This window comes from Pleionea sp. CnH1-48 (assembly GCF_024124665.1).
Lineage (GTDB): Bacteria > Pseudomonadota > Gammaproteobacteria > Enterobacterales > Kangiellaceae > JAMXSB01.
On the sequence record NZ_JAMXSB010000001.1, the window covers coordinates 390,227 to 403,228 of the forward strand.

The 13,002-nt window shown below is 39.8% G+C and carries 7 protein-coding genes; all 7 read right to left on the reverse strand.

The features are described from left to right. Positions 1–18: 18 nt before the first annotated feature. The 7 genes from NH399_RS01730 to NH399_RS01760 all read right to left on the reverse strand — a co-directional run bounded on the left by NH399_RS01730 (position 19) and on the right by NH399_RS01760 (position 12,903). Positions 19–747 carry an ankyrin repeat domain-containing protein gene (locus NH399_RS01730; RefSeq protein WP_253036686.1) on the reverse strand — a complete coding sequence of 243 codons (729 nt, stop codon included), beginning with the start codon at positions 745–747 and terminating at the stop codon, positions 19–21. Then, the gene (locus tag NH399_RS01735; RefSeq protein ID WP_253036687.1) at positions 740–8,350 is read right to left on the reverse strand and encodes an FG-GAP-like repeat-containing protein; all 7,611 of its coding nucleotides are present in this window, start codon (positions 8,348–8,350) and stop codon (positions 740–742) included. The genes NH399_RS01730 and NH399_RS01735 overlap by 8 nt, the downstream gene beginning before the upstream one ends. A gap of 78 nt (positions 8,351–8,428) precedes the next feature. Beyond that, complete coding sequence (locus NH399_RS01740) at positions 8,429–8,767, reverse strand: hypothetical protein (protein WP_253036688.1); 339 nt, start codon at positions 8,765–8,767, stop codon at positions 8,429–8,431. 134 nt (positions 8,768–8,901) lie between these two features. Next, positions 8,902–9,234, reverse strand: coding sequence for a hypothetical protein (locus NH399_RS01745; protein ID WP_253036689.1), 333 nt, complete (start codon positions 9,232–9,234; stop codon positions 8,902–8,904). Between the two features lie 565 nt (positions 9,235–9,799). Beyond that, positions 9,800–10,912: an ElaD/SseL family deubiquitinase gene (locus NH399_RS01750; protein WP_253036690.1), complete on the reverse strand. Its 1,113-nt coding sequence runs from the start codon at positions 10,910–10,912 to the stop codon at positions 9,800–9,802. Positions 10,913–11,141: 229 nt separating this feature from the next. Then, entirely contained in the window at positions 11,142–12,368 is a 1,227-nt protein-coding gene (gene nhaA, locus NH399_RS01755; RefSeq protein ID WP_256489207.1) for a Na+/H+ antiporter NhaA, read from the reverse strand. Between the two features lie 88 nt (positions 12,369–12,456). After that, positions 12,457–12,903, reverse strand: a complete 447-nt coding sequence (locus NH399_RS01760; protein ID WP_253036692.1) for a Rap1a/Tai family immunity protein — start codon at positions 12,901–12,903, stop codon at positions 12,457–12,459. Between the last annotated feature and the right edge of the window lie 99 nt (positions 12,904–13,002).

Below are 13,002 nucleotides of genomic sequence, written 5' to 3' on the forward strand. Positions count from 1 at the left end.
CCTTAGTTAAACCGATACCTATTTAGAGCATTGCTCTTTATAAGCATCGTTCAACATAGTTAAATATCGATATTCTTCACTATCTCGCCTAAAAGCAGGATTAGAAAGAGTTAAGTTAGTAAGACGATATATGTCGGTTCCAGATCTGTCTTTTGTACACAAACATCCTCCCGCTTTGTAAATACTCCAAGCGATCACATAATTATCCATAAGAGCTGCAGAAAGCAATGGTGTGGCTCCAGATTCATCTTTGGCATTCAACCTGACACCTAGATCAAGCAAAAAGTGAATAGAATGTTCTGCTCTCATTTCGATAGCGGTGATAATGGGTGGCACGAGGCCGCCATTATCATCGATATCAAAGTTCACCTTATGTTTTTTAGCTATCTTCAAAAACTTCTTATCATTGGCAGTTATTAACCAATACATAGTCGTCTTTCCTGATGCCCATTGATGATGAATATTGGCACCTTTTGATAGCAAATAGTCAAAAGTATCATATCGATCTTTTCTTAATGCCAAGAAAAGTAAATCAATACCTCCCTTACCTGTTAACTCGGCAATATCGAACTTTTCTATTACCTTAGCTAATTGTTCGATATCCCCTTTTTCAACAGCGTAAGCAGCAGCTCTCTTATCGTTAGAAAAGAGAGCATCTACACTTTCGTAGATTAACCCTCTTGGAAATCCAAGAGAGCTAACAAACATAAGAGATAAAGCTAAAGTTGTTTTAGTTATCTTATTCATAGCACTTAAACTTAAACGACTTACAAATACCTGACATCATGTGAACATTATAAGCAGGTAAGGCAATTCGTTCACCTAATGCACCGGGAGCAAAAAAGCTATTGTCCTGGAAAACACTCAGAAGGTCGGTTCCATTATAATATGCGCGAACACTTGCTTTACTCATATCATAACCTTTACCAACAGTATTCTGATGAACACCTGCAGCATTAAAGGTCACCGCTCTTCTGCCTGTAACAACAGCAGCAGCACTTGCTAATCCTCCACCTAGTGAGTGGCCAGTAAATCTAACATTACCGCCTGTAACAGAATTAACCTTTTTAGCCAGCGCAATACCCTGATTATAATGTTTAGTTTCAAGACCAAAGGCCTGCTTAATATCAACCCAGACATCTGTCAAATCATTGGTACCAGCATAAGCCAATACAAACTCTCCAGTATTCTTGTCGATAAACAAAGCACTTTGGAATCCAGTATCGGAATCGACAAAAGTCATATTCTTCAATTTGCCCAGATTGTAAGTTTGAATATCTTGTGGATTGATAAACTTACCATCTTTATCTGTTAACCTTCTTAGATTATCAGTTCCAGTACACGAATCTAGATAAACACAACTAGAAGCTTGAGCATCATCAAGATCTCGCCCCATGTCAGTATAATTAGTTCCAGGGTTGGCACATTCTTGATTACAAATCGCACCAGCGACAAAACTTTCCCCTAATCCTCGGACATAAGATTTTGCAAAACCTTTAGCCATATCGCCAAATATACCTCCACCGGCTCCACGGCTCCATGCCTGAATCGCTTGAATAACACCAACAATGGCTTTCATCGTTTGATAATAGCTGTATATGGTATTCAATGTGTACAAGACGGTAACCAAAGTCGTGTAAGCATAGTAGCTAGCAATTTTGGCAATAATAGCAACAACAATCTGAACCCAATAACCACTTGGATCTGTCGCGTTCATTGGATTGTTAAGAACGTAAGAATAACGATTCAAGTTCTGTTGATTAGATGCAGCCTGAACGTAAGGGTCGGCACTTAAGAAACGTCCGAGAATAGGGTCATAGATACGTCCATTCATGTGAATCAATCCAGCATCATCCACATGCTCTTGACCAGTATAACCGCGGTTATAATGTTCTAATGAGTTAAGAGATGCGATAGACGTAAAGGAGTTGCTTCCCGCAGACCAATTCGTAGGTCGACGTTTACCCCAAGGATCATAGCTACTACGCTGAACCTCTGCTCCACTGGATGTCGCAACAAACACTAAAGATCCCAAGTGATCTTTAAATAAGTACTGAGTAGTCTTAACACCAGATTGAGAAGTCAGCTCACTGGCAACACCATCAATATTTCTACGAATAGCTTCTCCAGACTTGTTACTTTCGGTAACAAACTCAGTATTTCCAATATAAAGAGTTGTCGTAGTGACACCACTTTTCGTTTCAGTTCTTTTGTATCTTGATAAATCAAGTCCATAGAAGAATTCAACGTTATAACCTGAAGTCGCAATCGTCTTTGGCTTATCATAAGTTGTATAAGTTAACGTCCGGCCACGTCCTTGGAGCATATTACCTTTTTGATCGTACTGGTAATCTGCACTTTCGCCGCCAGAACATGCAGAGGATTGAATTCGAGTCACTGCATGAGGGCCACTTCCCGTATAACAATAATAACCAACATCAGATTTATAAGTGATGTTTCCGCTATCATCGTAACGCACAGACTGAGGAGTAAATCCTGCCGCCGTTGCAGAAGTCAAACGATTGATAGCATCGTAATCGAATGTCTCTTCTCGACGAACACCAGATACACTAAAGTCTTTACGCCACTCTAGATTACCTAACACATCCCAATAATAGTCTTCATCCTGAAACTCTTGTCCGGTACCTCCGGTTCGACCACTCTGAGCAGTGCGAACTAAGCCGGTTTTAGGATCATAGGTAGAAGTTTGAATCATCGTGTTATTGTGCAGTCGAGTTTCCGTAATCTTTCCATATCGATCACTAGAAAGCGCCTGCCAATGAACATTTTTCGAATTCATATCAGCGGAAGCATAACGATAGCCATGTTCATTATAGAAATAACGAGTTTTACCACCGGATGCGTCAATTATATCTTGAGTACGGCCAATGGAATCGAAAACAACCTGCTCACTAAATACTCGACCATCAATGGATGTGACTGTTTCCTCTACTCTACCAAAGTCATCATATACAAAAACCTTTTCCATACCACTCACGTGGTCGATGACTTTCTCTTTCTCTCCAGACATGCGAATAGAACTGCTTCCTTTGAACGCATTGTCATAGAAGTATTCAGTATCTGCCTCTTTAGCGCTCTGTCCTTCTTTACCAAAGTAGCGTACCTGTCGAGAGATTCTGCCTAGTACATCATATTCAGATGTACTTTCTTGTCCCTCAGAGTTGCGCTGCCATACCACTCTACCAAGAGGATCATTTCTATAACTCCATGAACCTTTGCTAGGATCATTCATACTGGTCTTAAAGTATCCTTTGGAGTCATAGCCTAATACAACTTTATCTTGATCACCTGCTAACGGACCGTCTAGCTCAATCAGGTTTCCAGATAAGTCATATTTATACTCAGAACTTAAGTTTTTCCCTTCACCAGCATGCGTATCGTTAACTTTTATAAGCTGCTCAATCGCATTCTTGGTCTCTGTATGACGTAATCCATTAGGATTAATAGTGATGGAGCTAAATTTGTCGTACTCAGTTTTCCATTCACTACCATCCGGACGAATAGTCTTCTTAAGGCGGTTCAGCTCATCGTAGTAATACTCTGTGTAGTACATTACTTCACCACTACGATACGGCTGAGATTTTTTCTCAATCATTCCTAATGAATGATAAAGCGTATCTGCATGCACCCACTCGCCATCAAAACCAAGTACTGATGTTCGAACTGAACGAGCATTTTTATCAAAATACTCTTTCTTCGTAGGTTTACCCGTCTCTTCTGTAATCTCCACGTAAGTTGCCTGCGATGGACAATCCGTTGCTTGATAACCTGCGTTGGCATGTACTCCAGAACACCACCGTTGAGAAATGAAAACCTGCGTATTGTTCGATTTGGTTTCTGACTTCTTTCTACCTAAGTCAGAATATACCCACTGAACCTGACTACCTTTGGCATCGATAGCAGCATCAACATAGCCAAACGCTTTTGCTTTGCTGCTATATACATTCTCAGAACCATGATTAAGAGCATTAAAGCTGTACTGAACATATCGTCCTGTTGAATCATAGGTCATCTTGGTGTTTTGAGTCTCAATATCTAGGCCAGAAACTCTAGTGTGGGTGATATTACCAAAGCTATCTCGCGATACAACTTCGGTTAATATCTCAAACTCAGGGCGACCTTTTTCTTTATATGTCTTATTTAAACGTCCCAACGAGTCATATTCGAAAGACATTGAGCGAACAAGATTACCCGCTAAGTTGCTTTGTGACGATGTCACCCCTTGGCTTTTTAATCTTCCACCATAATGAATTGAGTAGTCGTCATAATTAAACACAGAATTAGTAACAAAACTAACATCCACATCCTGAGATTTATCGACAACAGTTTTTCGTGAACGAGTAACATTGTTAAAGTTATCTATTTGAATAACTTCATCAACTTCTCGATGAGTTTCCACACGAGTAGGGAAATCATAATGAATGGTTTCAGATTTGTAGGGATAAATATAAGAAACATCAGTTCCCGTCTGCTTCTCAGCATAGTTCACCGTCTTATCTGATAGCGTGTAGGTTTCAGTAACTGTTGTAGAAGACATAAAATCATCACAGTCTTCAACATAGTCATCAAACTTACAATTGAAGTTGAAGGTTGGTGTTGTGCTATAGGTTACTAATTGCGTCTTTTGCGATTTAAGAGCCCCAGTATATGGATGATCTTGTCGATACTCAGAAATTACCTTAGTGCCCGTATTAACATGCTCAACTTCAATAGTTCCAAAGCCTAACGGACCTCGACCAACCTGGAAGCGACCATTCTTATACTTATAAGCAATGTGTTCATCTCTTTGGTTAAATGTCGCAACAACATACATAGGCACCATTAAGTCATTTACAACACTGCCTCGGCCCCAATTGCTGTAATCCAAGTTTGATGAATTACCTTTGGTATATACGCTAGTATCAGTCAATGGACGATAACTCACGGTGGTTTCCATGCCCAAGCCATCAGTCACTTTGATAATTTTCTTTAAGCTTCTGTTGTGGCGAGCCTGATATTTCCAATCACCATCAAACGAGAAGTAATCTGAAACACCGTCACCATTAACATCGTGAAAAGCCGACACCGATGCATCAGAAGTAGACATATCCAACTCTGTCGCTGTAGAGAAACCAGTCCCATCATAGTATTTAACAAACCAGGACTGTTGAAGATTCGTTATCGTACATCCCGTCTGATAGTATCGACAACGCAACTCTACATACAACAGGTCTGTGTAGCCATCCATATTGATATCGGCAAAACGAACTTCTTCTTCGTCGGAGTCTAGCTGACTAATGACACTTAAGTTAACAAACTCTTTGCCATTGTTATCCAGCTTATACCAACGTGATGCGCTACTATTAAAGTAAACTAGCTCAGGATAACCATCGACATTAAGGTCAATAGGATTGAGCTCTTTGATATAGGAAGCAGAACCGATAACATCAAATTCTTTAAAGAGACCATTGCCTTCATGTGTAATAACACGCCAATCTGTCCGAGTTGAAACATAAGAGTTGCAGAAACCATTAGTTTGAATGGGCTCTAGTTGAAGTTTATAGCTCTTCGCTGAATTTTTTTGCTGCATTTTAGGGATTTCACCATCACCAAAATCGCAGTTATCATCCCAAGTATGTACAACTCGTCTTTCTGTCACTTTAACAAGTAAATCGGTAACACCATCACCATTATAATCTGCTAGTCTCAAATTGTCGGACATCTCTCGAGTTTCGACAGCAAAAGAGTAGCTGGCATTGGACTCATCACTATTATTCTGTTGTAAACGACTAAGGTCATACGTTACGTCTATCGGATTGCCAAAACGAACCAAAGTTTGGCCACTTTGAGTGGTATGTACCATAGGACGAATAACAAACTTATTGTTATCTACTGTCAATATATCAGGCAAGCCATCCGAGTTGAAATCTGCAACTCGAGTATATTTATGACCTGTAGCAGGAATGAGAGCACCATTGATATCTCTCAGCGAATAAATCGTTGGGTTATATTCGTTTCCGATGCTCAATACGTAACGCCAATAGCCACCGTCTTCAAAGATGATATCTTGCTTAGCATCGTTATTAACATCAATAAACTGCCAACTTCCTCGGAAGGCTTTATCAGCGAACTGGCTCATACGGTCCGTGTAACGTAAGTTATCAATACTTGGGTCGTACACAAATACCATCATGTGGTCGTCTGGATCGTTACGATGATTACGAATAGCAATCATATCTTGCATACCATCGCCATTCACATCTGCGACACGGAAACCTTTGTTACGGTTATCAGAAAATGCTTCGCCGGTTCTCGTTTGAGCAAAATAATCATCGGGATTAATAGTGCCTTCAATCCAGTCAAATCGAGTCTTAGGAAGACACTGCGAACTATTGCACACTTCAATAGCATCTAATAAGTTATGAGTTGAGTCATACTCCATGGTGTAGCTACGTAGTAGATAACCATCAGAATAAGAATCGACACTATCCAACCTTTTGCTTACTGAAATCGGCTCACCAGCGAGATAAGCTTTGTGCGGACGAGGAGCACCATCGGAATAATTAAAGACGATACGGCTCTTTGCACTGTTCATCACATGCTCGTTTGCCGTATAAAGAACTTCACTAAGATGAAACTCTAAATCATTACTCGTTTGAATATACTTATACTCGATAAAGTTACCATGAACATCACGGTACTTTTGCAGCGCCCATGCGTAAGTTTTTCCGCTATTGGGAGCAACTATTTTCGAAGTCAACTTTCCATAGATAGCCGAACTGCCATCGGTATAAGTTACTTCAAAGTAATCAGGATTATCCGTCGATCCACCAAAAGCAGAGATTAAACTAAAGTTATCAGTTTCTGTCTTATATTTCGTTCCCGATAGATTAGTCTGTCGGATTAAACGTTGACCATCCAAACATAACTTGTCATCCGCATTAAACTGAATGCTGCCAGATGCTTGCTCAGGAGCTTCTACCGTCGTAGGACATCTTGATACAAGAGAAAAACCGGAAACACTCCAACCCTCGCCCATAGGGCCAGCGCCAGCATAAGAGTTATAGCTAAAACTTAAACTAGGGGCTGTTTCACCAATCGCACCAGTAGTCATAATCGGCATTGTATAGTTAAAAGAGCCATCAGGAGATACCATTGATGATGCAGGTATCGCACCTACATTTAGGCTATCTTCTTGATAGTTACCAATTTGTGGCCCAGTACTACTAGACAGCGTATTGGCATTCTCTGCAATATGCGAAATAGACGTTTCTAAACTAACAATTCGACCATTAGTACCAAAATAAGCCGTATTATTTACGGTACCGTTGCGCAGGCTAACCATGACAATATCGTCACGACCATCGCCATTAACATCACGAACTTCTAAACGATAGGTTGCACTTGACCAGTCAGTATTTTGGTAGTTGTAACCAATCGTCTGCGAGATGCTTCCATCGCTATTTAATACATAACTGGTTCCACGCTCCGATTTAGCCTGCAAGAAAATCTCAGCTAAACCATCGCCATCGAAGTCACCAAAAAGAACATTAAATTTATTAATGTCTTCTTTAAAGCTAAACTCGGTGTAACTTGCGTTACGATTAGCATCCCAAGAAACGATTGCGTTTTTTACCTTCGGGAATAGCGTAACGGGAGTGATGACATCACCACTGATCAATACAATTGTTTTGCGACCAGCTAATAGAACTTCATCACCAGGAGAAGACTTCAAATTAGCGGCATAAGCACCGTATTGTTTATTCGACCAATCTGTAATGGCCGATATCTGTGGATGGGCATTCGTCCATGCTTTATGAATGCGAGAGTCAAAATGATCATTTTGACTTTTAGGGAACAAACCAACCTGGCTGGTTTTAACTAATGGTTGAACCAGAATATCCGAATCACCGTCACCATCGAAATCGCCAACAATTTCCTTATGACTTGATGTAGTCCAACTAAATGGGGGTGTATAGGCTTCTCGCTGAACAACAACGGTTTTCTCTTGAAAAGCCGCTTGATTGGTCATAATCGCTTTGTGTTGCCCTTCTGGCAAAGCAACCACACGAGTCCCAAACGTTTTACAGGTACCGCTAATAATAGAGCCATTCACTTTTAAGCAAGGCTTATTATTGACCGTGCCCGCACGTAAGATTTCAGACTCCCAGGTAAAGGTTATATTACATGTACTGCTACTTGAGCCTTGTGGCAATGTACAAGTAGCAGGGCTAACAGTGAGATCGGTAAAGAGCAGGGCCGGCTCATCGAAGCCATCAACAGCAGCATACGCCATCGACAACTTAGAAACCGCCAACACAGCTCCTACAGTTTTAAGTAATTTATTCATCACTTCCCCAAAAATAATTTTTATTATTTAATAAAGAGACAATTTTTAAACGCTGTAATAATTAGTGTTTTGATGCCTTTAGCAAGGAACATCGCCAAAACACACATATCGAATATCTTCTGAGTTACTCCAGGCATTGCAACTGTCAGCACCAATAATGCGAACATGAGTACCCGAATGATAAGCAGCCAGCAGTGCACTCACCGTTGTATCAAATACATGATTAGTACTTGAGATCACAAATCGACGAGTGGTATTACAACTCAAAGAACCTTGAGTATCTTCAACAGAAACAAAGAAAAGTTTCTCCCCGCCTGATTTCGCATAAGGAATAACACCATTAATCTTGCCATGTCCTTCTCCTGCCCATAACGAAACAGAACAGAATAGGAGCAACACGCCTATTATTTTTTCCATTAGTAATCCCTAATATTAAAAGACATTAAATAATTCGATTTAATAATTCACAATGCTCAAAATAGTGACCTGGAAGGCCAACGCATCGGAAGAAAAATAAGCTATCTAAATTGATTAAAAAATAACAACTCGAACTACTCGCTATAAATTTGAATAGCCGTTGCCTCGTGATAATTCCATACACCACATCGATCCGTGTTCACCCAAAAAGCAATGGGTTTCCCTGATACCAATGCTGTCATCACCGTGCTATAAGCTCTGCCTCTTCGTTGGTCATTGGCTAACTTGATAGACCAAGATGACTTGTGACATCCAGAAGCATATTCTTTTGCGCCATCTGTATAAACAATAATCAGATCAGAATCTTCAGTAAAAGTACGTTTGACGTATTGCTTTTCAGACCAAGTCCCTGCCCAGATCGACGTCGATAAAAAAGTAAATAAAAGTCCAATCACTAGACCACGCATATATCCTCCCCAAAAATAAACCTACAACTTCTATTATTATTTATCTGTCTTCGCTGACTATTTGAGACAAATTTGGCAGGACTATCTCATAGTGTGTAGAGACAATCAACACAACACAATTTATTGGTCTGATAATGTTAAAAATTGTCTGGTTTGTAATAGTGTTGTCTGATATTAACAACAGAGTACAAGCTTGAATTACAGAAAGAACACACGTAAATCACAGCTGCCATCTCCATTTCTTATTTATATCTGATGTTTAATGCACACTGATGTTAAGCAGAATGACATTAGCGCAGTAGCGGCATATTTTAATAACCTCCCTATATATAATGGCTATCAAACCTCAAATTAGTCCTTATATTTTTTACGACGATCAACGAAGAAGAGAAACGATTGGAAAATTTCAAATGGAGATTTTAAAAATCAAATAATTTATTTACTACTAAGAACGAGAGTAAATTCATTCGTAAAAAAACACTATAACAACTCTCGACATCAAACCATGACTCATGCTTATAAGTCATACGAACGTACTACTTACAATAATAGAGTTTATTAAAATCTAGAACTGCTCATTATCACTAAAAAAGATACCCTTAAGCAATTCTTCTCTTTGTTCTCTGTTGAATGTTTCCATCTCTTCTTTTGAGTAGGTTTGAAAATCATCGACCATACTTTTTAGCACGTCTGAAGGCGATTTTTCTTCATCATAATGCACTCCCAATTCGTCTATTGCCGCAGAAACAAATAACCCACATCCATTAGGTACATGGCTTTGCAAGTCTTTCTCTATATAGATAATTCCTTTCTGTCCTCCTATACTGTCGGACACATCTTGCAAGCGCTCTTTAAGCTCTGCCATGGCTAAGCGATTAGAAGAAGGCTTCGAATCAAAGGCCGTTAACTCTATTTCTCCATTTTCATCTTTAGATGCAACACACAAAATCCAATGATTGCCCACATTAATCGGAAAAACTTCTGGCTTGTCCAAAAATTGGTTCCCTTGCGTCTGACTCTTTTCAAATAGTATATCGGCCAACTGGTTGCTTTTTGTTTGAGGATCGATGAGAGAAATAGGGGAATTTATTGATATATTATCGAAAATTGACGACATATCTTTTGTTCTTTCATCGAGCTCATCATGAGTAACAAAGCGGCCATTGCAGCTAAAGTCATCTTTGCCTACCTGCTCATAAACATTTTGAGACTGCAGACCTAATGACTCAGTCAATGTCTCATTAATTTGTTGATGAGTTTCACTGCCGCTAGAAACTTCTTTGCTCGCCATATAAAGCACTGACTTAGGCAATCGATTATTTTCATTGTTCTGTTTAAACTCAGGGGACTCCATTAACTCAAACATTTTGAGACTCGACGATTGAATATCGTCACGGATCGAATCATGTACTTCTTTGGCAATATACTCATTGTCGATCGCTTCATCACAAGATAAATATGCTTCTCCAGTATAAACATCATAAAGAGCTTGTTCTGCCGCGAAGCCCATATAGTCATTTCTCAAAGCCATATTTTGCAACAAGTCGATGCTATTCACATTCCCGCTCTTCGCTGATTCTTTTAACTCCGTGAAAGCCTTGGGAGAGATGTTTTCTGGAGCACCAAATAATTCATCAAAAGATTGTTGACTGATGCCATATATCTGAGAAACCTGCATAATTGATACTCCAAGGCTACCTATAACAAACAAAACTGAGTTAGCCCTTGTAAGGGCAATCTTATTATTAGGTAACGAATAAAAGGCATTAGTTTCTTTTTAATAAAAATATTTTTTGTTAGAAAGCCCCCCTAATCTCAAAAAAATACCAAAGCAGCTCAAAAGCTTGTTTTGGTATTTGTATGAAGTAGACTAATAAGGGCCTCCCTGCCCATTGTTCGTTACTCGCTTAAGTTTTCAAGTCGTTAAGTAGTAGCGGGTTGCGCTCAGCACGTCCCACGCTATTAGATACTTTAACCTGACTACGCGAAATAACGAGCGCACCAACCACCGCAGACAAAAGCGACCCAAGCAAAACACCAATCTTTACACTCTCAAGATAATGAGGATCAGCGCCCTCAAAAGCCAATGTTCCGATAAATAAGCTCATGGTAAATCCAACACCACATAGCAAGGACACACCATATATCTGAGCCCAAGTGCTGTTCTCAGGCATCTTTGCAATCTTAAGCTTAACTGCCAACCAACAAGCGCCCCAAATCCCTACTTGCTTACCAATAAATAGCCCGGCAGCAATGCCCATTGTGATCGAATTAAGTAAAGTCGTCATCGATGCTTCACTTAAACCAACTCCTGCATTAACGAAAGCAAACAATGGTAGGATCATGTAGGTGACCCAAGGATGTAACCCGTGTTCTATCTGCTCTAACATAGAATCTTTGTTAGATGCTGTTTTATTGGCAGGAATAAATAAGGCAACAGCAAAACCTGCCAGTGTTGCGTGAACTCCCGATTTAAGCACTGCCGCCCAAACAACCAAACCAATCAAAATGTAAGGCGCTTTTGATTGCACATTAAAGTAGTTTAGTAATGCCAAAATGCTTAATCCGCCCATAGCAACAACTATCGAAATCGTCGATAAATCTTGCGAGTAAAATAAAGCGATAATAACAACGGCTGCAATATCATCAAAAATAGCCACGGATAATAAAAACAGTTTGAGTGATAAGGGCAAGTGCTTCCCAAAGATCACAAAAATGCCCAACGCAAAAGCGATGTCTGTTGCCGAAGGTACGGCCCAACCACTTAAAGCAACCGAGCTATTATGATTGAGCCCTACATATATCAATGCAGGCACAACAATGCCAGCAACGGCTGCTACAAGAGGCAACACAAGCTGTCGAATATCTGAAAGCTGGCCGCCTAACACTTCTCGTTTGATCTCTAGCCCCACCAAAAAGAAAAACAGAGCCATCAATCCATCATTAACCCAAAGTAGTAAAGGTTTGTTAATTTCGAATAAACCAAATTTAACTGCGACGGGAATATTTAATAAAGCACTATACCAATCGCTGATAGGCAAATTAGCTGCTATTAAAGCCAATACAGCAGCGATGACTAATAGCATGCCTCCCGCTGCCTCACTTCTAAAAACGTATTTAACCTGACTGACCATTGTCTTTTATATTTGCCTCAAAAAATGCGTAAAAACACAGCCATTGACCTTCAATGGCAACGAATCACTAAATAGAAAAAAGAAACGATTAACGACAAGGAGCTACTTGTTTTAAAGTATCAAGAACTTCATTCGCTGCCGTTTTGCTTTCCCCTTCCTGTTGATTCATCACACCAATAACCTCCTGCACTAACTCGTTGGTAGAGACATTTTCATCAAGGCAAATCATAGCGTCTACATTGGAGTTATCGCTTAACTCAAGTCGACTGCCTACACGATTTTGCAATGCTCTCTTTTTAAAGTCGCTCATGCTTCTACCTGGCCGTCCCTTATGAGCAGTGGTTTGCGTTATTGCTAATACCTCAATCACACCTTTAATGTATTTGCCGCATTTTTGGCTATCATCAGACAAAGGTTTAGAAGAGAACTCAGAACACATTGAGCGCAATTCGTCCGAACCCCATGGCTTCACTTCTGCGGTTGCAGCTACTTTGCCGATGGCGACTAACAATCCAATTAAAACTAAATGTTTCATGGGTCACTCCTTAGTATTAACTACACCAATAAACTGCCAAACTTGTCTGTTGTTGGTTAAATATGCCATCAAAAACTCATTTATGATAATATATTCGAA